The sequence below is a fragment of the Nitrincola alkalisediminis genome (assembly GCF_009821115.1).
Lineage (GTDB): Bacteria > Pseudomonadota > Gammaproteobacteria > Pseudomonadales > Balneatricaceae > Nitrincola > Nitrincola alkalisediminis.
On the sequence record NZ_VYTY01000008.1, the window covers coordinates 74,310 to 94,662 of the forward strand.

19 protein-coding genes are annotated in these 20,353 nt (G+C 47.2%); 4 read left to right on the top strand and 15 right to left on the bottom strand.

Annotated elements, in window-relative coordinates:
* Positions 1-28: 28 nt before the first annotated feature.
* Entirely contained in the window at positions 29-286 is a 258-nt protein-coding gene (locus tag F5971_RS13005) for a PAAR domain-containing protein (protein WP_036513591.1), read from the bottom strand.
* 3 nt (positions 287-289) lie between these two features.
* Positions 290-2,377, bottom strand: coding sequence for a type VI secretion system Vgr family protein (locus tag F5971_RS13010; protein ID WP_193495280.1), 2,088 nt, complete (start codon positions 2,375-2,377; stop codon positions 290-292).
* Positions 2,378-2,628: 251 nt separating this feature from the next.
* Between F5971_RS13010 and F5971_RS13015 the strand changes: the two genes are divergently transcribed.
* The 3 genes from F5971_RS13015 to F5971_RS13025 are packed head-to-tail and all read left to right on the top strand — an operon-like array spanning position 2,629 to position 5,231.
* On the top strand, positions 2,629-3,924 hold the full coding sequence (locus tag F5971_RS13015; RefSeq protein WP_223116329.1) for a BaiN/RdsA family NAD(P)/FAD-dependent oxidoreductase: 1,296 nt from the start codon (positions 2,629-2,631) through the stop codon (positions 3,922-3,924).
* A 60-nt stretch (positions 3,925-3,984) separates the two neighbouring features.
* On the top strand, positions 3,985-4,485 hold the full coding sequence (locus F5971_RS13020) for a peptidylprolyl isomerase (RefSeq protein ID WP_036510602.1): 501 nt from the start codon (positions 3,985-3,987) through the stop codon (positions 4,483-4,485).
* Positions 4,485-5,231, top strand: a complete 747-nt coding sequence (locus F5971_RS13025) for a UDP-2,3-diacylglucosamine diphosphatase (RefSeq protein ID WP_036510599.1) — start codon at positions 4,485-4,487, stop codon at positions 5,229-5,231. Before F5971_RS13020 ends, F5971_RS13025 begins: the two co-directional genes overlap by 1 nt.
* Position 5,232: 1 nt before the next feature.
* On the opposite strand, the gene F5971_RS13030 is transcribed toward F5971_RS13025, so the two are convergent.
* From F5971_RS13030 to rluC, 7 genes are all read right to left on the bottom strand, one after another.
* Entirely contained in the window at positions 5,233-5,859 is a 627-nt protein-coding gene (locus F5971_RS13030; RefSeq protein WP_036510661.1) for a MiaE family protein, read from the bottom strand.
* 75 nt (positions 5,860-5,934) lie between these two features.
* Positions 5,935-7,425 carry a tripartite tricarboxylate transporter permease gene (locus tag F5971_RS13035; RefSeq protein WP_036510596.1) on the bottom strand — a complete coding sequence of 497 codons (1,491 nt, stop codon included), beginning with the start codon at positions 7,423-7,425 and terminating at the stop codon, positions 5,935-5,937.
* A gap of 46 nt (positions 7,426-7,471) precedes the next feature.
* Positions 7,472-7,948, bottom strand: coding sequence for a tripartite tricarboxylate transporter TctB family protein (locus F5971_RS13040; RefSeq protein WP_036510592.1), 477 nt, complete (start codon positions 7,946-7,948; stop codon positions 7,472-7,474).
* Positions 7,949-8,016: 68 nt separating this feature from the next.
* Entirely contained in the window at positions 8,017-9,021 is a 1,005-nt protein-coding gene (locus F5971_RS13045; protein ID WP_425489348.1) for a Bug family tripartite tricarboxylate transporter substrate binding protein, read from the bottom strand.
* Between the two features lie 138 nt (positions 9,022-9,159).
* Complete coding sequence (locus F5971_RS13050) at positions 9,160-9,861, bottom strand: response regulator (RefSeq protein WP_036510589.1); 702 nt, start codon at positions 9,859-9,861, stop codon at positions 9,160-9,162.
* Positions 9,858-11,471 (bottom strand): ATP-binding protein, encoded by a 1,614-nt coding sequence (locus tag F5971_RS13055; RefSeq protein WP_193495282.1) that lies wholly within the window; start codon positions 11,469-11,471, stop codon positions 9,858-9,860. Before F5971_RS13055 ends, F5971_RS13050 begins: the two co-directional genes overlap by 4 nt.
* Before the next feature lie 28 nt (positions 11,472-11,499).
* Complete coding sequence (gene rluC / locus F5971_RS13060) at positions 11,500-12,471, bottom strand: 23S rRNA pseudouridine(955/2504/2580) synthase RluC (protein WP_193495284.1); 972 nt, start codon at positions 12,469-12,471, stop codon at positions 11,500-11,502.
* Positions 12,472-12,949: 478 nt separating this feature from the next.
* On the opposite strand from rluC, the gene rne reads away from it, so the two are divergent.
* Positions 12,950-16,141: a ribonuclease E gene (rne, locus tag F5971_RS13065; RefSeq protein WP_193495287.1), complete on the top strand. Its 3,192-nt coding sequence runs from the start codon at positions 12,950-12,952 to the stop codon at positions 16,139-16,141.
* 103 nt (positions 16,142-16,244) lie between these two features.
* Here rne and murB read toward each other — a convergent pair whose 3' ends face one another.
* From murB to F5971_RS13095, 6 genes are read right to left on the bottom strand one after another with little or no spacing between them, the layout of a single operon-like run.
* A complete protein-coding gene (gene murB / locus F5971_RS13070) occupies positions 16,245-17,270 on the bottom strand; it encodes a UDP-N-acetylmuramate dehydrogenase (protein ID WP_193495289.1) in 1,026 nt (341 codons plus the stop codon).
* Positions 17,270-18,043: a 3-deoxy-manno-octulosonate cytidylyltransferase gene (gene kdsB / locus F5971_RS13075; RefSeq protein WP_193495292.1), complete on the bottom strand. Its 774-nt coding sequence runs from the start codon at positions 18,041-18,043 to the stop codon at positions 17,270-17,272. Before kdsB ends, murB begins: the two co-directional genes overlap by 1 nt.
* A gap of 5 nt (positions 18,044-18,048) precedes the next feature.
* Complete coding sequence (locus tag F5971_RS13080) at positions 18,049-18,237, bottom strand: Trm112 family protein (RefSeq protein ID WP_036510575.1); 189 nt, start codon at positions 18,235-18,237, stop codon at positions 18,049-18,051.
* Positions 18,227-19,252 carry a tetraacyldisaccharide 4'-kinase gene (gene lpxK, locus F5971_RS13085; protein ID WP_036510572.1) on the bottom strand — a complete coding sequence of 342 codons (1,026 nt, stop codon included), beginning with the start codon at positions 19,250-19,252 and terminating at the stop codon, positions 18,227-18,229. The genes F5971_RS13080 and lpxK overlap by 11 nt, the downstream gene beginning before the upstream one ends.
* Positions 19,252-19,683 (bottom strand): ExbD/TolR family protein, encoded by a 432-nt coding sequence (locus F5971_RS13090; protein WP_193495295.1) that lies wholly within the window; start codon positions 19,681-19,683, stop codon positions 19,252-19,254. Before F5971_RS13090 ends, lpxK begins: the two co-directional genes overlap by 1 nt.
* Before the next feature lie 12 nt (positions 19,684-19,695).
* Entirely contained in the window at positions 19,696-20,316 is a 621-nt protein-coding gene (locus F5971_RS13095) for a MotA/TolQ/ExbB proton channel family protein (protein WP_193495297.1), read from the bottom strand.
* Between the last annotated feature and the right edge of the window lie 37 nt (positions 20,317-20,353).

Genomic DNA, 20,353 nt, shown 5'->3' on the forward strand with positions numbered 1-20,353 from the left:
TTACCGTCAGATCTGCTACCAATGTCAATTAAACCTCACTTTGAGAAGCTCCCGACGTAATTTGTCCGCCACCCGATGTTCGGCAACCAACATAGGCGATGGGCTTGCCATCATCTAATGCATGGGCCGCCCCCTGAACAATCACGCAACCGCAAGAGGCTCTATCTCCGACACGCGCCACAGGGCTGCCTTCAACAATTGCAGAACCACCACTCACTATGACTCCCCTACCGTGCCCTTTTCTAGGACAAATATGTGAATCCCCAACCCGTGCTATCGCTGGCATAACTTAATCCTTCTTCTCTTCACATTCTTCACATATCGGTTGAACTTCATTTGCAGCTAAGTTCAACGTAGGAACTTGAGAGCCACCACTTCCCCCCATGGATACAGCCCCCTTAAGGCGAATATTGGGCGCTTCTAATGTGATACCTGAGCCATCAAGAATAATCCTGCCAGCGGGCCCAGAAATAATAAACCTCTCAAACGCCATCAAATGATGCACGCCTGTATTCGTTGTGATTTTACTGCCGACATCAAGCTTATAAGCACCGGAAACCTGACCATCAAAATTGCGTCCTGCTTGATATAAATGATCGCCATGAATGCCTTGTTTTAAGATATTTCCAACATTTTCAATACGATCTTTAGCATACTGTTCGTGCTGGGTACGGCCCACAGAGTAGTGAACATCACGCCCTATTGAGTAATGTGCATCCTGTCCGATGGATTCCTGATGATCATTTCCAACATGTATGGTCTTATTGTTTTCGATACTCTCGGTTTGATCATTGCCAACAGATTTAGACCGATTGTGTCCGATCTGATGCATTTCATCGTTGAGAATCACTGTATTATGGTCTTTTTGGGCATGAAGATAGATTTCTTCATTACCCGCGCTATCCTCAAACGAAAACTCATTAAACCCCTTCCCCTTATGGGTTTTACTGCGAATAGTAGAGCGGGTTTTATTGGCAGGCAGGCTGTTCGGCGGCATCTGCTCAGCATTGTACACTCGCCCGGTAATGATCGGACGATCCGGGTTACCATCGTAAAAGTCGACGATGACTTCTTGGCCTATGCGCGGGATGTAGATTGAGCCCCAGTTTTTACCGGCCCATTGATGACTGACACGCACCCAGCAGGAACTGTTTTCGTTGTTTTGACCGTAACGGTCCCAAGGAAACTGGATTTTGACACGGCCATACTCATCGGTGTAAATCTCTTCGCCCTCAGGGCCGACCACCTTGGCATGTTGTGGGCCGAGCATTTTTGGCCAGCCGGTTTTAAGTGGTGGGCGGTAGACACGCGAAGCGGGCATGCAGACGAATTCGTTTTCGTAGCCGCGACTTTCTTCATCGCGACTGGTGTAACTGTAATCTTCAGCTCGGTGCTGAACGCTGACCAGTAAGTAGGTGTCGAGTTCTTGGGCAGCGTCATCATGGCGCACCAATTCAAACTGATGGCCACTGCGAAAACTGCGGCAGTGGCTTTTGCCAAAGACTTGATCATGCAGGGCTTCGTTATGCTCGGTGCGCAGGCGAATCAGTGGTTCGCCCAAGAGTTTGCTCTTGTAACGGCCCGGATAAGTAAACTGCTCGAAACGCTCAACACCCGGCACGTCCATCATGGCTTTATCAAAGGTTTCCATGCGATCCGAAGGCTTGGTGAAGTCATAATCACGCTGGGCAAGACGCCCTGTGCGAAACTCATGCTGGTGTGACCACGCATAGATGGCATCTTCGCTCAAACCGCTGCTGCGGTAACTGACCTTACGTTCTTCACAGACATCCGTTCCAATGAAATGGTCGGACAGCACCAGCGTGTGCTTGCCCGCTTCGTGCTTGAAAAAGTAATAGATACCCTCTTCTTCAAACAAACGCGAGAGGAAGGTAAAGTCACTTTCTTGATACTGAACGCAGTACTCTCGTACTGGGTGTTGGCCGAATAAGCGAAACTCAACATCATTAAAGCCATTGTCCGCAAAGACCTCACTGGCAATCTGACGTATGTCTTTATTTTGGAATATTTTTGAGTCACTGGTTTGCGTTAAAAACCAGAGCCAAGGCACCACATCTGCACGATAACTGCGCAGATGTTGGAGTTGCTGACCCTCTTCCCGAAAGCGTCGAACATGAGCATTGATAAAGGTGTAGGCATCCGTTTTTAGCCCCTCCTCATCGGTCTGCATGATTTTAAGCGTGACATTTTGGCCGACAATGTCGGCGGCCTTCACCGATGCGCGTTCGGAGTAGAGTTCGATTTCGAATGAAAAGAGGCTCGACATCGCCTCTTCGCCTTCTATTCGAGTCAATAAAAAAGCGTCTTCACCGAGAGGTGTATCGATGGCGAGTAAGCGGTTTTTTTGTGAATACATCAATGTAACCTACTGTTTAGCAGGACTGATGCTCATGGAAAAGCGGGGCTGGCAGCGATTAGGCTCAGCAAAAAATAGAGTGCTCATCCATGAAGCAACGACGACTTCCTTGTTGTAAAACGGGCATTAAAACAATTAATGCGTTGGAAGGTCAACCCAACGTGAGCGTTTTTTGGGATTTTCATACTCATTATCGAGCAAATTTGTGTTTTAATCTCATTCAATAGAGGCGCCATTAAGCGAGTATTGCGATGACAGCGCTCTTAAATTATCAGTTAATTTATATGGATACAAAAGTGACAGAGAGTGCGTTTGTTACAGCCGTTGTTATAGGCGGCGGCCCTGCTGGACTTATGGCAGCGGAAACGCTGGCAACTCAGGGCTTGAAAGTGAGTCTCTATGAGTCCATGCCAACGGTTGGAAGAAAGTTTCTGATGGCAGGTCGCGGTGGCCTCAACATCACCCACTCGGAACCCTTTGAGCAATTCTGCAAGCGTTATGCAGAAGCTCAACCGAATCTTCAAACCGCGTTAAATGCATTCACTCCGAATGATCTGGTTAATTGGTGTCATGGTCTTGGTATTGAAACGTTTGTGGGCTCATCTGGACGGGTATTTCCAAGCGAGATGAAAGCAGCCCCCCTTCTGCGAAGATGGATAGAGCGTCTAAAGCATCAAGGGGTGGAGTTTCACACACGTCATCGCTGGGTTGGATGGGATGACACAAAGCAGGCGCTTCGCTTCGAAACCCCACAGGGTACTCAACATGTTTCTGCAAACGCTGTCATTCTAGCGACAGGTGGCGGCAGTTGGCGCAAGCTGGGCTCAGATGGCCAGTGGGTTGAGTTGCTAAAAGACAAACAGATTGAAATCGCCCCCTTTAAACCCAGCAACTGCGGCTTTGAATGCAAGTGGAGCTCTATTCTTCAAGACCGCCACTCTGGCACTCCACTCAAGGGTGTGACTCTGACATTTGAAGATAACAAGGGTATTAAGTGGCAACGTAAAGGTGAACTGCTGATTGCTAAATATGGACTTGAGGGCAGCTTAATTTATGCGGCCTCCTCGCCTCTGCGCGAAAAAATTATTGCTAAGGGCGTCGCTGACCTTTATTTAGACCTCATGCCAGACCGCCCATTCAAAGATCTACTAAAAGATATGAACAAACCTCAAGGCTCTCGATCCATCAATAGCCACCTCAAGCGCTTAGGGCTGAAACCCGTCTTTATCGATCTACTGAGAGACCGTTTAAGTACGGAAGCCATGCGAAATGCGCAAGAAATCACAGCTTGTCTAAAGCATTACCCTATTCAGTTAACCACTCCTCGCCCCATAGATGAAGCCATCAGCACAGCGGGTGGAGTCAAACTTTCAGACGTGAATGAGGATTTTATGTTGTCTAGATGTCCCGGCTTTTTCTGTGCAGGTGAAATGCTCGACTGGGAAGCGCCAACAGGCGGTTACCTGTTAACGGCATGTTTTGCTACAGGACAACATGCTGGACGCTCTGCATTAAATTGGATTCGGACACAACAGCCATCAAAATAATGCAGATATCCACGACTTAGGTATAATTATAGATTCTAATAACCCATCAGGAATACGAACATGATCTTACTGCATACAAACCATGGCGATATCACCATTGAGCTGAACCACGAAAAAGCGCCAAAAACGGCAGCAAACTTTGAGCAGTATGTTAAAGAAGGCTTTTATGATGGTGTCATTTTTCACCGTGTTATTGATAATTTTATGATTCAGGGTGGTGGTTTTGAGCCTGGCATGATTTCTAAAAAAACACGCGAATCCATTGAAAATGAAGCCGATAACGGTTTATCCAATAAAACGGGAACCTTAGCCATGGCGCGTACTATGGATCCGCATTCTGCATCTGCTCAGTTTTTTATCAACGTTTCGGATAACACCTTCTTAGATCACAGCGCTAAAACAATGGAAGGCTGGGGTTATGCAGTATTTGGCAAAGTCGTTGATGGAATGGAAGTGGTTAATAAAATCAAGAAAGTTAAAACCGCATCTAAAGCAGGACACCAAGATGTACCGACTGAAGATGTCATCATCACCAAAGCCGTTGTGATTGAAAAGTCTTAATGCCAAAGAAACAGCTTTTTATATCAGATCTGCATTTACAACCTGAGCGCCCAGATATCTTTGAAGGGCTACTGTGGTTTCTTGACAAAGTAGCGCAAGATGCAACTGAGTTATATTTGCTGGGCGATATTTTTGAATATTGGATTGGCGATGACGCCCCCCTCCCGGGGGCCGAGAAATTGATCGCTGCGCTTCAAGCGTTACAAGAGCACCAAAATATCGCCATTTTTTTCCAACATGGCAATAGAGATTTCTTGGTGCAAACACAATGGTTAGACCAAGCCAATATCCACTTATTGCCTGAGTCATATCCCCTTCAGCTTGCCAATGGTCAAATGGCTTTACTCATGCATGGCGATCAACTGTGCACTGAAGACACCGAGTACCAGCAGTTCCGGTCTGTGGTTAGAGATCCAAGTTGGCAACATGCGTTTCTAAGCAAGCCTTTGCAGGAACGGATTGCAATTGCAAAATCACTTAGGGCCGAAAGCCAAAGTCGAGGCGCTGAAAAGGCTTACTCAATCATGGATGTTAGTCCAGAGACCGTTAGAGAAACGTTTGTTAGCGCTGACGTCGATCATCTCATTCATGGCCACACCCACCGGCCTGCACACCACCCAAACCAAGTTAAAGATGGCCAAGGAGAACGCTGGGTGCTAGGAGACTGGGATCAAGCAGGATGGTATTTACAAGCGGATGAGCAACAACTACAACTCATCCGCTTTGAATTTCCGGTATCGGCTTAAGTTAAGCGGCGTCTTGGCGAATTAGAGGTCCACTATGAAAACGGAACTCCTCGTCAGGCGCCTCTATCAATTCTTTTTCAGCCTGCGCAAAAAAAGCCACTCGCTCATCAATTGGCTCACCTGCATAACTTTCCGCCAAGAATAGATAGTCTTGATAATGGCGCGCCTCAGATTTTAGCAAAGAGCGATAAAACTTTGCCAAAGGCTCATCTAAATAAGGTGCCAATTTGGCAAACCGCTCGCATGACCTTGCTTCAATAAAAGCACCAATAATCAACACGTCAATTAATCGACCCGGCTCTGACGTTCTAACATATTGCCTTAAACCTGCAGCGTAACGAGCAGGTGTCATGTGACCGTATTCAAAGCCTCGCTCATGCATGATCGCCAAAACTTGTTCGAAGTGAATTAACTCTTCACGAGCAAGACGTGACATTTTGTTCAGCAAATCAGGGCGATCAACGTAACGAAACATTAGCGTCATGGCAGTTGAAGCGGCTTTTTTCTCACAGTGGGCGTGATCGGTCAAAAGCAAGGCCAGGTTTTCTGGCTTAGCGGCCTCTTCAATCCAAGCATCGGGGGTTTCACAAGGTAAGAACTGATTAATTTCGTCTAAAGCGGATTTCATAGTCATAAAAAAACCTTTCTCTATATGGCGTTATTATAACGCCAAGAGAAAGGTTCTTCTATTGAGTTGGATCAGTTATGCAGAGCGAGCACGCTTAATTGCCGTTTTAATCATAGGTGCCGTTAATGAAAACAACGCAATCGCAAGCAAAGTCAGTGAAATAGGCTTATCGATAAAAATTGACCACTCACCACCTGAAATTTGTAATGCACGGCGCATTGACTCCTCCATTAAAGCACCCAAAATCAAGCCTAGAATTAGTGGCGCTGCCGGAAAACCATAGAGTCTCATGACCAAACCTATCAAACCGAACAATAGCAGCATTAGTAAGTCAAATGTACTAAAGCTAATGCCATACACACCTATCATACAGAAGATTAGGATCAAGGCTAAAAGCAAGGGTCTTGGCGCATCCAATATACGCGCAATGTATGGAATCAAGGGTAGGTTTAGCACCAGTAGGAAAATATTACCAATATACATACTGGCAATAACGCCCCAGAACACGTCTGGTCTCTGTTCAAGCATCATAGGACCTGGTGTTACACCCATGACCAACAAAGCACCTAAAAGAACAGCGGTTGTGCCTGAGCCGGGCACACCTAGTGTCAATAAAGGTACGAATGAACCACCACACGCGGCATTATTTGCAGCTTCTGGCGCCGCAACACCTTTAATATTCCCTTTACCGAAGGTATCACCGTCTTTTGCCAAACGCTTTTCCATGCTGTAGCCAAGGAAAGAGCCTATGGTTGCACCCGCACCAGGCAGAACACCCGTAAAGAATCCTAAAATAGAGCTACGGCCAATGGGGGCTGCAATTTCTTTAACTTCACTTTTAGATAACTTTAGAGAACCAATCACATTGCGCTCTTGTGGTTTATTAGAGCCCTTAAGAAGCATATAAAACACCTCTGCAAGGGCGAAAATTCCCAAGGCCACGACTAGAAAATCAATCCCTTCAAGCATGTGAATACTATCAAATGTGTAGCGTTCAGTCCCGGTTTGCAAATCCATGCCCATGATTGAAATCATGATACCCACAACCGCTGCGATCAGTCCTTTCACTAACGACTTGTCTGACAGACTGACAACCGCCGTTAATCCCAAAACCATTAGCGCAAAGTATTCTGCTGGGCCAAAACTGACCGCAACTTTCGACAGTAATGGCGCAATTAACATTAACCCAACAACAGAAATTGTACCGCCCACAAACGAGGCATAAGCAGCAATAGCCAGTGCCTTACCTGCCAGCCCCTGCTTTGCCATTGGATAGCCATCAAATGAGGTAGCAACAGTCCCCGCAACACCGGGCGCATTTAATAGAATGGATGATGTGGAGCCGCCAAAGATCGCTCCATAATAGACGCCCGACATTAAAATAAGACCGCTGGCAGGCGACATATTAAAGGTAATCGGAATCATCAAAGCCAATGCACTGATGGGCCCCAAACCTGGCAACATACCAATAAGTGTTCCGGCAAATACGCCGACAAACACATACATAAGATTCATTGGATCCAGCGCAATGCCAAACCCATAGATAAGATCGTTAAGTGATTCCATGATGAAAGATGTCCACCTGAATTAAAGTCATACAACAGGCATTGGCTTACAGTGGCAAAATACCCTGTGGCAAATGAATACCCATCACCTTGTTTAACAGTAGATACAGCGACAGAACAATCGTCGCCATCGTGGCTAGATTAACGGTATGCTTACGATACCCATACCAAAAAGCCAAACCAAACCCCAACAATATTGATGAGAGTAAAAAGCCTAAGGGCTCAATTGTGAAAGCATAGATCACAACCGCTACTGCGGTGCCCGCAACTTGTACCGCTGGGCGCTTCGTAAAGCTGAGAACTTGCTCTGGCTCTTCTTGTTGATTTGCAGACACGGCTGGCTTTTCAAAGAACAAGAACACAGATAACAGCATCATGACGCACCCTAGTAGCTTTGGAAATGCATCTGAGTCAACCGGCCTAGGTATTGGAAACGTCGGTATCTGAAAAGCCATCCATAAATAGCCAATCGACATTAAAAAGAGGAATATCGCAATGATGCGGTTTGGATTTAGTTGAGTCATAGGATCACCCGAGCAAAAGAACGTAACCGATACAGGTCACCCTGTATCGGTAATGATGACTGATAGGTTTACTGACGTAAAAGGCCTAACTCACCTAAGACAGCACTGAACTGCTCTAACTGCTCGTCAAGAAACACGCCAAATTCTTCACTGTTCTGATACGCATCCAACCAACCTAAACGAGTGGTTGCTTCAGTCCAAGAATCGGTTTCCATCATTTTAGCGAACAAGTCTTGATAGTAAGTGACGGCTGCAGGTGACATATCCTTAGGTCCCATGACACCTCTCCAAATATCGAAGGTGTAATCAATACCCTGCTCTTGGTAAGTCGGTACAGAAGCCAATGCTCCCTGAATACGCTCAGGTGAAGACACCGCCAAAGCGCGCAATTGACTTCCTTCTAACTGACCGAGGGATTCACCCGCCCCCGTAATAACGGCTTCAACATGCCCACCTAGCAAGTTAGTCATGGCTTCACCACCGCCTGAGAAGGCAATGTAGTTGACATCGCTCGCTTTCAAACCTGCAACGGACGCGGCGCCTGCAATGGAAATATGATCCATAGAGCCTGCAGCAGAACCACCACCAACACTCAGTCGAGAGTTGTTTTTGATTGCATCGAACAGGTCATTTACGGTTTGATATGGAGAGTCAGCACGCACTAAAACGATTGAATAATCGGTAATCAAACGTGCGATTGGTGTAAAATCCTTGTGGTTGAAACGAGACGTTCCAGATAAAGGAACAAGAATGATTGGAGGACTGGTTGCGAACAGCTTATGGTCATTTTTGCTGTCACGCGCGATTTGTGCCCACGCAATTGCGCCACCGCCACCTGGGACGTTAATCGCTGCGAAGTTTTGATCAGATAACCCTTCAGCACGGATCACATTCGCAGTGGTACGAACCAAAGTATCCCAACCACCACCTGGATTCGCTGGTGCGATGTATTCAACTGCTTTCGTAGGCTTCCAGTCACTTGCAGAAACCGTAGCAGAAAAACCAACCGCAAGGCCTAAGGATACACCAACAGCCATCAGGGTTTTCATCGGACGCTTTAACATAGCATTCATGTAGAATCTCCAAAGTATTTCTTATCATTATTTAACACGTCATCCTTAATTTAGTCGGAGATTTCTATTTCAACAACTTTGTGATCATAAATACAAATATGTTCATTAGCGTCATTTTGTTCATTTTGTTCACGAACGTTAAAGCAGTCGATAACGGCGCTCAGGACGCCCCACTTCACCATAATCAAGCTCAGCGATAACTTTTCCATCTGTGACCAAAAATTCTAAATATCGGCGTGCAGTGGACCGACTGACCCCCGTCTGGGTTGATAAACCCGTTGCAGTTTGCGCCTCGGTAGCCCCCTGCAAGGCTTTAAACACTTTTTCTAAGGTCAAACGATCGATTCCCTTAGGAAGCTTATCTTGCAGATCTATTGATGCTTCGGGTCGCATTTTCCGATTTAATTGTCGATCCAATTCATCTTGACTTAATTCAGTCTTATCTTTTAGCAGCACGCGTTCCTGCCGAAAGCGTGATAGCATTTGCTGCATTCGGGCTTGTTCGATTGGCTTGATCAAGTAATCAAACACCCCACCCTTTAATGCCTCCTGAATGGTTTCCACTTCCTTTGCAGCTGTAATCATGACAATATCGATCAAGCGGTATTCTTTGCGCATCTCCCATAGAAGCTCTAAGCCAAGCACATCGGGAATATAGGCATCCAAGAGCACGAGGTCGACTTGATCCGAATGGCTTTTTAAGAATTCAAGTGCGTCCTTGCCTAAATGACAGGTTTTAATCACTTCAAAATCAGGGGATTGCTCAATAAAGTGACGGTTGATTTCGGCGACCCTAAAATCATCTTCAATGATTAGTACGTTATATGAACGATCATTCATAGATTATTATCTTTTTGGCTAATGAGTGATTTATCAATGCTGACGACGAAACATGCGCCGCCTAACTCAGATTCTTCTAAATAGATATTACCACCTTTTGCTTCAGCTAAGCGCCTGACTAGCGCCAAACCTATACCCCGGTGCCGTCCCTCTTTAGTCGAGTACCCCCGTCGCGTTATCAACTCAAACTGATCTGCAGGCAAACCCGGTCCATTGTCTTCAACTTCAATCAACAATTGAGCTCCTAAGTCCGTAAAGAACAAGCGAACCTGGGGCAGCACGGGCGGTAAGAGTGTCGAGGCATCAAAGGCATTATCAAGCAAGTTACTTATTATTTTTAATAAGATATCTTGACCCTCAAAGGATAAGTTCATTGAAATAGAACTGCTTTCTTCAATTTCAAACTGTATTCCCATGTGCCGAGCACGCATCATTTTTCCAAGCAGCATTGCACTGATGACAGGATCGCTTAAATGCCTTACTAAAAAAGCCACTTGGTTTTGAGTCACCAAACTTTCTTGATGGATGAGTGCCAAGGCCTCTTCAGGACGATTGAGCTGCAACAAGCCCGATATTGTATAGAGCTTATTGGAAAACTCATGGGCCTGCTCTCGCAATTGATCAACATCAGCACTTGCCTCTTTTAAAGCTCTGTAGACATCAAGCAACTCTTTTTGGCTTCTAAATGTCGAAACAGCGCCATCAACCTCGCCAGCAGGATTTAAGATTGGAACACGGTTTACAACTACTGGGACATCGCCAATCCAAAGCTCACGATCAAACTGACGTTCGCCGCTGACCAGCACATCCAATAAACGTGAATTCGGCACCAACTCTTCGACGGGCATCCCTTGACATGGCTGATCCCCTTCTACGCCCAAGGTACGTTTTGCTGATTGATTCAAAACCGTAATTCGACCTTCGCGATTGATTGCGACTACCCCTTCATGGATTGACTGCAGGATTGCCTCCTTTTCATGAACCAATCGAGCAATTTCGTGAGGCTCTAATCCTAAAATAAGCTTTTTGACATGATTGGCTATCCAAACCGCTCCTGCAAACCCAACTAATAAGGATAACGCAATAAATAACCAACCCAAATACAGCATACGATCAACATCGCTAGCGACCTTATCAAGCATGAAGCCGACGGAAACAACGCCAATGATATCGCCATTTGCATCAACAATAGGCACTTTACCACGCATCGCTTCACCCAAGGTGCCCGTTGCACGAGAAACATAGGACTCACCCTCAACTAATGCGGCGTAATTATCCCCCCCCACCATCCGCTGCCCCAATCGCTCAGGAATGGGATGGGAGTAACGTATCTCATCTCGATTACCCACAACAACATATTCAGCCCCCGTTGCCTGACGCAAGGACTCCGCCAATGGCTGGATAACAATTGCAGGATCTTCAAGATCAAAGGCATCGATCAACTCAGGGATCACAGCAACCGCTTTTGCCAAGTTCAAGGCTCGTAATCCTATCTGATCACTAATCAACTCTGCTTTGTTTAAATTCAAATAGATTCCTTGCAGCAGGAGTACGACTGCAACCAAGGATCCTATCAGAATCATCATCTTAGTTTTAATTGTTAAATACATACTTTCACTTAAATCGACACATTAACCTTCAAGAATCAACTGACTCTAATGCCAACACCTGCAGCGCCGTCTGCATCTCAGAGTCATAATCTGCTTTGACATTTAAGGTTGTGCCATCAGGTAATGTCAAACTCAACTCAGCGGCATGTAGCATTAAGCGACGCAGACCTTTCGATTTCATTCGGGCATTATCAGCGTCTGTCCCATACTTTACATCACCCACAATTGGATGGCCTATAAACTGAGAATGCACACGAATTTGGTGTGTCCTACCCGTTAAAGGACTCGCTTCAACCAGGGTACAAAAATCATTAAAGCGCCTTAAAACACGAAAATCCGTAATGGACTCCTTACCGTTGGCGTCCACCCTTACCATCCGCTCTCCAGACTTTAATTCATCTCTCAGTAATGGCGCATTGACTCGCTGCTTACGATTTGGCCAACGCCCACACACCAAGGCGTGATAGATTTTACGCACGCGCTTTTCTCGTAGAGCTTCATGTAAGTAACGCAACATGCTGCGTTTTTTAGCCACCATGATACAACCGGATGTATCTCTATCTAATCGATGAACCAATTCTAAAAAACGCGCCTCTGGGCGCAGCTGCCGCAACGCCTCAATCAAACCATTATTGATTCCACTGCCACCATGAACTGCAAGACCTGATGGTTTGTTTATCACAATTAAAGCATCCGTTTCGTACAAAACAGCGTCCGCCAAATGATTTGAAAGACTCACACCAACAGGAATGGACTCACCTTGCTCGGCCACTCTCACGGGTGGAATACGAACTTCATCCCCTGCGCACAATTTATAGTCGGCTTTAACGCGCTTTTTATTTACTCGAATTTCACCTTTACGCAAAACTCGATACAACAGCGTTTTCGGCACTCCCTTAAGCTCGGTTCTAAGAAAATTATCGATGCGCTGTCCTTCGCGATCTGGCTCAATAACTACAAAACGAACGGTAGGACGGTTTTTTTCATGGGATTCTGTCATGCTGGGATTCTATCTACCTGATTGATGCACTATCGCTTTACTGCTATATTGTAGCGTTGCTGCTCGCTGTTGGCTTTAGCTATTTTCAAATCAAAAACAATAGCTCAGGATTTTACAGACCTTGAATCACAATTGTCACACACAGACACGCAGCAACTGAATGAATACAAATAGTTAAATTAACCCGAATTTTAAGTAACGCTTTCACCACCTTTGCAACAGCGAAGGTCCGGTTGGAGGTGAAGATGCACGTTGACCCAGAAACTATAACTTAACTGTTGTAGACACAAGCCATTGAAAATAATCACATTGGTCAACGTTTCCTTCACCGCCGATTAATCTGGCAGAATAGACCCTTCTGCCCTACGGCTGCATCGCCGGTAGCGACAGCCGATCGCAAAGACTGGACTTTTACAAGCACGAATCGTTACAGCGATACGTGGTGGAATACGTTGCGTTTTAGAGAACGCATAACAACATGAAAAGAATGCTAATCAATGCAACACAGCCTGAAGAAGTGCGTGTTGCGCTTGTCGATGGACAGCGTCTGTTTGATCTCGATATGGAATCAGACAGCCGAGAGCAAAAAAAAGCCAATATTTACAAAGGCCGCATCACACGCGTTGAACCCAGCCTAGAAGCGGCTTTCGTTGACTATGGCGCCGAGCGACACGGCTTCCTCCCCCTTAAAGAAATTTCTCGCGAATACTTTGTCAAATCACCGGAACGTGGCCAACGCCCCAATATTCGTGAAGTGATCCGAGAAGGCACCGAAGTCATTGTTCAAGTTGACAAAGAAGAACGTGGCAACAAGGGCGCAGCACTTACCACCTTTATCAGCCTTGCAGGTCGATATCTGGTCTTAATGCCAAACAATCCGCGCGCAGGCGGTATTTCTCGCCGAATTGAAGGCGATGACAGAACCCAACTTAAAGAAGCACTGTCGGGCGTCAACATCCCAGATAACATGGGCGTGATTATCCGCACCGCTGGTATTGGGCGCAGCAGCGAAGAACTTCAGTGGGACTTGGACTTTCTAACCACTGTTTGGGATGCCATTCTTGCCTTTAATAACCGCCCAGCTCCCTTCTTGGTTCACCAAGAGAGCGGCGTTGTCATTCGCGCTATTCGTGATTACCTCAGAGCAGACATCGGGGAAGTCTTAATCGACCATCCCGAGGTGTATCAACAAGCACTTCAGTTCGTCAAGCATGTTATTCCAAGCTATGAATCTAGAATTCGTCTGTATAAAGAGCAAACACCGCTTTTCAGTCGTTTTCAGATTGAGAGCCAAATCGAAACAGCTTTTGAGCGCGAAGTTCAACTGCCTTCAGGTGGATCAATTGTTATTGACCCAACAGAAGCACTCGTCTCAATCGATATCAACTCTGCCCGCGCTACTCGCGGCGGAGATATTGAGGAAACGGCACTCAACACCAACCTCGAAGCAGCCGATGAAATCGCCCGACAACTCAGGTTACGTGATATTGGTGGACTGATTGTCATTGACTTCATTGACATGACGCCCATTAAAAACCAACGCGAAGTCGAAAACCGCTTAAGAGATGCTTTGAAAGTGGATCGCGCACGCGTTCAAATGGGTCGAATTTCGCGCTTTGGCCTTCTTGAAATGTCAAGACAACGTCTGCGCCCATCCTTAAGCGAAACACGCGGAAATGTCTGCCCACGCTGCAAAGGAACTGGCGTCATCCGTGACACAGGCTCTTTAGCTTTGGCCATCATGCGTCAAATCGAAGAGGAGTCTGGCAAAGATCGCACCGCTCAAATTCGAGCAATTTTACCGGTTAGCATCGCCACGTTCCTGTCGAATGAAAAGCGCGCCGAAGTTCACGACATCGAGCTCAGGCATAATGTTCGCGTTGTCATCATTCCCAATCCGAACATGGAAACACCTCATTATGAAGTGGTTCGCTTGCGTGATGACCATACCGTCGCAACATCCGAGGGCGTGAGCTACGAAATAAAGGCCGAAGCGCCTGTACATGAGCACACGACAGCGCCAATAAAGTCAGCAAAACGTGAAGAAGCCGCGATCAAAAGCCTGCCTCTTCCTGAACGCCAAAGTGCACCGGAAACCGCAACGACGACTGTAGAGGCATCTGCACCTGTTGCAACTAAGCCATCCACAAAACCGACCACTGCCAGCGCTCAAGAACCGCGGTCATTGCTCAGCAACATAGTGACTGGGCTTCGCTCGCTCTTTTCCAGCCCTGCTCCTGCTGCGGCTGAACCTCAAGCGAAACCTGTTGTTGAAAAGCAAACACTTAAACCGCCCGTCAACCCTCGTCAAGAGCGCTCTTCAGAGCAACGCAGCTCATCTAACCGCAACTCAGCAAGCGGCCAAGATAAGCGCCGAAACAATCGTCGCAATCAAGAAGAGCGCAAACGCGACCCTCGCGAAGACGAAATCATCACCGTCGATACCGAGAAAAGCTTACCGCCAATTGGTGAAAAGAACGCTAAAGACGAAGCACAAAATGAAAACGGTCGCTCACGTCGCCGCCGCCGCAATGAGCGCCGCCGCAACGATGGCAAAACAGACAATGCCAGTAGTGAAGTGGAAACACCGATCACTCAACAAGAACCTGAGACGCCTCGCTCTGTTGAACAGACTGATGACAATGCCGCACCTAAAAGCCGTGGCCGTCGTCGTCGTGGCAATGAACGCGAAGCCTTGCGTAGCGGTGCGGCTCCCACAAACGCCTCAGCGACAATCGTTGCAAATGAAACTGAACTTACACTCAGCGACGAAAATTCATCTGAAGCGACTCCTCCCGCCAAAGTGGAAAAAGCACCTGGCCATAAGCGACCTACTCGACAGGTTAGCGAAAACAACACTGAAGCCTCTGTAACGCCAGTTGCTGCGGCCATCAGCGAGACATCAACTCCTGAACCAACCGTCGCTTTAGATGCCATCGACGAGAGCTCGCCTCAGCAGGTGCAAAACACTCAGCAAGTAGAAGCGGTAGAGACAATGCCTGAGGCTGAAGCCTCTTCTTTAACGGCAGCAACTGAAGACGTTAAATCTGTTGAGCTTGAGGTGAACACCCCATCAATCACTCACAGCATTGAGGCCACCGACACACGTGATGCATCAGCCGTCACAGAGTCCAGCACCTCTGCAGATACCAACACCTCTGCAACAGTAGTGGCATCCGAAGTAGCGACTACCGAGCAGCCTCAAGATGCACCGGCTCTATCGGAAGTATCGCTTACTCAGCAGGCACCGACAGAGACTGAAAAAGAACCTGATTCGGCACTGGGCGCCGGGGATACAGAAACGGCTACCGAGTCCGCAATCACAACGAATGAAGTGCCAACATCTGTCGATATCTTGCCAACAGAAGAGGTCTCTTTAGATGTTTCACATCGCCCTGATGCAGCAGCGGAACAGGTGGTTCAGGCCGAACCTGTAGAGCCAACTCCGCCTCAAGCACCAAGGCATCAATCCGAACTGCCCTTCTCCAATGGACAGGATGAGACCGAAGCAAAAGGCACCGAAGCGGCTGTCACTACGGCAGAAACCGACACAAACGCACCCGTCAAAGCAAAACGCACTCGTAGGGCACCTAACGACCCACGCGAGAAACGACGCCTTGCGCAACTTGCGTCACAGCAATCTCTGGATATTCAAGAAAACCAAGAATAACAGACCCTGTACAAAAAACCCGCCAAAGGCAACTTTGGCGGGTTTTTTATTGCTTAGGGACGCATTTGATGGATGACAGCGACATTAGAAAAACAATCACACTTTACGGATAGAATCGTGGCTCCACTTCAAGAAACACACGAAAACACTTCATAACATCAGTTTGAATTTGTGCGGACAAAGACTCGATGCTTTCTCGAGAGCCTCCTCCATGATTGACAAGTACCAAAGCCTGATCCTTGTGCACCCCGACACTTTCTATACGACGACCTTTCCAGCCCAGATAATCAATCATCCATCCAGCCGCCAGCTTGTAGCCCTGCACATCCGGATAAGCAACCAACTCTGGATAGGCTTCCTTCAACTCAAAAAAGACATCTGAGGAAACAACGGGGTTTTTAAAAAAACTACCCGCATTACCAAGCTTGCTAGGATCAGGCAATTTAGAACGACGAACATAACAAACGGCATCAAAGACCTGCCGAGGGGAATAGGACGCTGCATTTGGATATAAATGCCTACAAGCACTCTCTAAAGCCGCATACGCCACACTCACACGAGGGACTTTTGACAATTTAAAGCACACATGCGTGATCAGATAGCGATCAGGATGAATGGACTTAAAAACACTGTCACGATAACCGAAGTGGCATTGCTCCACTGATAAAGAGTCGAACTGCTTAGCCCTGCGGTCATACACATCAACCTTAGACACAACGTCTTTCAACTCAACACCGTAAGCACCTATATTCTGAACGGGTGCCGCTCCGACACTTCCCGGAATCAGCGCCAGGTTCTCAAGACCATACCATTCGTTTTGCAAACAGTGAGTGACACATTGGTGCCACTCCTCTCCTGCAGCAACCCTAATAATGACATGATCTACGTGATCCTCTAGCACATCGTATCCACGCAGCGCAATTCGCAATACACAGCCAGGCAACTTAGAAGATAACACTAAATTACTGCCACCCCCTAAAATAAGCAGCGGCCAGTTCTGCTGTTCTATGATTGCCAATAACGAGGGGATTTGGGCCGCATCAGAGACTTCAGCATATCTTTCTGCCACCACTTCAAAGCCAAAGGTGTTCGATGCCGTCAAAGAGGCATTCTGTAGCCAATCCACCATCAAGTGCGACTCTTTGCCTGCAAGATTTCAATTACACGCTGCAAATCATCAGGGGTATCGACTCCTGTAGGCGGCGCTTCCTCAGCAATTGCGACTTGAATGCGCACGCCTTTCCAAAGCGCTCGGAGCTGCTCAAGCGATTCGGTTGTCTCAATGGCCGCAACAGGCCAGGTCACAAAATCATTCAACAAACTCACTCGGTAAGCATAGAGGCCAATATGGCGCTGCCAAGCATAACCAGAAGGCATCGAGGCCGTGACACCCTGCATAAAGGCATCACGTGGCCAAGGCATGGCTGCACGACTGAAGTACAGCGCTCTACCTGCCTCATCACAAACCACCTTGACAACATTTGGATTGATCAAACTATCAACCGAATGTATCGTCTCCGACAAGGTCGCAATACCTGCATCGGCATGCTCGATCAGGTTTTTGGCGACTTGGTTAATAATTCTTGGGGGTATCAGAGGCTCATCACCTTGCACATTCACCACCACTTCAGAGTCATCAAAACCTAACGTGCTCACCACCTCTTGCAAGCGATCTGTCCCAGATTGATGAGACGCTGACGTCATACAGACCTCTGCACCAAAACCCGCTGCAACCTCAGCAATTTGTTCATGATCAGTGGCTATGATAATACGCTTAGCTTCGCTCTCAAGGGCACGCTCGTATACGTGTTGAACCATAGGTTTGCCCAGCACATCCACAAGCGGCTTACCTGGAAAACGGGTCGACGCAAAACGCGCCGGAATTACGACGGTAAATGCCATGGTTTTTACTTCTCTTTAAGACGTTCTTCTGCAGTCAAGGTACGCGCTTCGCTTTCAAGCAGCACAGGTATGTCATCACGTATAGGATAAGCCATACCACTGGCATAACACAGTAACTCCTGCGTTTCTTTATTCCAAACCAAAGGTGCCTTAGACACTGGACAGACCAGAATATCCAACAGTTTATGATCCATTATGTTTTACCTCACTTTGCACACTGTCCAGGCGAGACAGAAAATGCTTCAAAAATTGTTCACTAAAACAGGCCTCAACACCCAAGGCCCACGCATTCTGTAACGAAAATCCTTTACATTTTATGGCATCTTTTTCGGTCATGATTATTGGATAATCGTCACCAAACTCGAAATCTTGCGCAGAAAACGCATGATGATCTGGAAAAACATGTGGTATAACGTCCAAACCAAGCGCTTTCAACGTGTTAAAAAAACGCTGTGGATTGCCAATTCCAGCAACAGCATGCACTTGACTTGATTGCAAATTAATCAAGGCATCAGCCAGATTCAGCACTTGAGCATCCGATAAACAGACGGCATAGCGTGGCTCTAAAATGAAGTGATGCGCCTTGTGCCAAGCAGGCGAGGATAACTCACCATTTAAAAGCACAAAGTCCACTGTTTCGAGACGCTCTGGAGGCTCTCGAAGAGGGCCTTCGGGTAAGCAGCGACCGTTCGCTAACCCCCGCGCCGCATCCACCACCGCGATTTCAATATCACGTCCCAAAGCATAGTGTTGCAAACCATCATCACTAATTACGACATCGCACGCAGCATGCTCTAACAAGGCCCGAACACCCCGAGGTCGATCCGGATCAACAACCAGAGGCACATTTGACAAAGAGGTAATCAGTAAAGGCTCATCGCCTGACTGATCGGGCGGAGTCGAGGGCGTCACCCGTAGCGGATATGCTAACGCACGCCCACCGTAACCACGACTGACAACTCCTGGAGAGTAGCCTTGAGCACGAAGCAATTTAATCAAAGCCAAAACAACGGGGGTTTTACCTGTCCCCCCCACACTAATATTACCAACAACGACGACAGGCACGGGGGCTTGATACACAGCACGCCCCCCTGACAACCATTGCGCCCTGCGTCGCGTCACCATCGCGGTGTAAAAAAGCGATAAGGGCCGGAAAAGGACTAACCACTTAGCACTCTTATACCAAGCACGCTCAAGCACTCCACTCATTAAAACTCTACCTGACCGCCTTCCTGTGTCGCTATGCTCAAACGCGAAAATCCTAACTGCCCAGCCACATCCATCGCTGTTACGACGGCCTGATGCGGCGTTTTAGCATCGGCGGTAATCACAAAGGGCATGTTGCGCTGATCCTGAACCAACTCAGTGATTGCACGACGCAATGTAAGCGCTTGAGTATTGACGAGGTGCTGCCCATTGACGCTGTACAACCCCTCAGCCGTAATCACCACATCTATGCGCTCCACTTCTTCAGTATTCGATTGCACGGCTGAAGCAGCCTCAGGCAGTTCAACGGTCAATTGCGATTCGCGGGTAAAGGTCGTGGTAATCATAAAAAAGATAAGCAGTAAAAATACCACATCGATCAGAGGTGTTAAGTTAATATTTACCTCTTCCTGCACTTGCCGAGGAAATTTCATACACGCATCTCTTTACTCATAGTTGACCTCACGTTCACCATGAATAACTTCAACCAATTTAACCGCTTCTTGCTCCATGGTTAAAACGAGTGTATTCACTCTACGCTGAAAATAACGATGCATCACAAGTGCCGGGATGGCAATCGATAAACCTGCCGCCGTCGTAATCAAGGCTTCTGAAATCCCGCCGGCCAGTACACTGGCATTTCCTGTGCCCAGAATCATGATTTCGGTGAAAACCTTGATCATTCCAACAACCGTACCCAACAACCCCAATAAAGGGGTAATCGCGGCAATGGTACCTAAACTGGTTAAAAAGCGCTCTAAGTCATGGACAACATGTCCCGCTGCCTCTTCAATACTTTCCTTCATGATCACACGACCGCTTCGAGAATTATTGATGCCTGCAACGATGATAGTGCCTAATGGACTGCTCGCTTTAATCACCCTAAGATGCTCGGGTGTCATCTCACCACTGCGAATCAGCTCCAGCGTTTCGGAAAGTAGCCCCGCCGGCAAGACTCGGCTTCGCTTTAAAAACCATAAGCGCTCAAAACATATTGCCATTGCAGCAACTGAGCACAAGATGATCGGAACCATCAACCAGCCGCCAGATCGTATCAGTTCAAACACTGCCTAAACCTCCCTTTAAAGGGTCTAACTTTACCAC

What these genes read in the sequence shown, in the direction of transcription:
- F5971_RS13040 (WP_036510592.1), bottom strand. Translation starts at nt 7,948, where the DNA reads ATGACTCAACTAAATCCAAACCGCATCATTGCGATATTCCTCTTTTTA.
- lpxK (WP_036510572.1), bottom strand. Translation starts at nt 19,252, where the DNA reads ATGAGTGGAGTGCTTGAGCGTGCTTGGTATAAGAGTGCTAAGTGGTTA.
- F5971_RS13035 (WP_036510596.1), bottom strand. Translation starts at nt 7,425, where the DNA reads ATGGAATCACTTAACGATCTTATCTATGGGTTTGGCATTGCGCTGGAT.
- F5971_RS13090 (WP_193495295.1), bottom strand. Translation starts at nt 19,683, where the DNA reads ATGAAATTTCCTCGGCAAGTGCAGGAAGAGGTAAATATTAACTTAACA.
- F5971_RS13015 (WP_223116329.1), top strand. Translation starts at nt 2,629, where the DNA reads ATGACAGCGCTCTTAAATTATCAGTTAATTTATATGGATACAAAAGTG.
- F5971_RS13005 (WP_036513591.1), bottom strand. Translation starts at nt 286, where the DNA reads ATGCCAGCGATAGCACGGGTTGGGGATTCACATATTTGTCCTAGAAAA.
- F5971_RS13020 (WP_036510602.1), top strand. Translation starts at nt 3,985, where the DNA reads ATGATCTTACTGCATACAAACCATGGCGATATCACCATTGAGCTGAAC.
- F5971_RS13010 (WP_193495280.1), bottom strand. Translation starts at nt 2,377, where the DNA reads ATGTATTCACAAAAAAACCGCTTACTCGCCATCGATACACCTCTCGGT.
- F5971_RS13055 (WP_193495282.1), bottom strand. Translation starts at nt 11,471, where the DNA reads ATGTATTTAACAATTAAAACTAAGATGATGATTCTGATAGGATCCTTG.
- F5971_RS13025 (WP_036510599.1), top strand. Translation starts at nt 4,485, where the DNA reads ATGCCAAAGAAACAGCTTTTTATATCAGATCTGCATTTACAACCTGAG.
- F5971_RS13030 (WP_036510661.1), bottom strand. Translation starts at nt 5,859, where the DNA reads ATGAAATCCGCTTTAGACGAAATTAATCAGTTCTTACCTTGTGAAACC.
- murB (WP_193495289.1), bottom strand. Translation starts at nt 17,270, where the DNA reads ATGGTGGATTGGCTACAGAATGCCTCTTTGACGGCATCGAACACCTTT.
- kdsB (WP_193495292.1), bottom strand. Translation starts at nt 18,043, where the DNA reads ATGGCATTTACCGTCGTAATTCCGGCGCGTTTTGCGTCGACCCGTTTT.
- rne (WP_193495287.1), top strand. Translation starts at nt 12,950, where the DNA reads ATGAAAAGAATGCTAATCAATGCAACACAGCCTGAAGAAGTGCGTGTT.
- rluC (WP_193495284.1), bottom strand. Translation starts at nt 12,471, where the DNA reads ATGACAGAATCCCATGAAAAAAACCGTCCTACCGTTCGTTTTGTAGTT.
- F5971_RS13050 (WP_036510589.1), bottom strand. Translation starts at nt 9,861, where the DNA reads ATGAATGATCGTTCATATAACGTACTAATCATTGAAGATGATTTTAGG.
- F5971_RS13080 (WP_036510575.1), bottom strand. Translation starts at nt 18,237, where the DNA reads ATGGATCATAAACTGTTGGATATTCTGGTCTGTCCAGTGTCTAAGGCA.
- F5971_RS13045 (WP_425489348.1), bottom strand. Translation starts at nt 9,021, where the DNA reads ATGAATGCTATGTTAAAGCGTCCGATGAAAACCCTGATGGCTGTTGGT.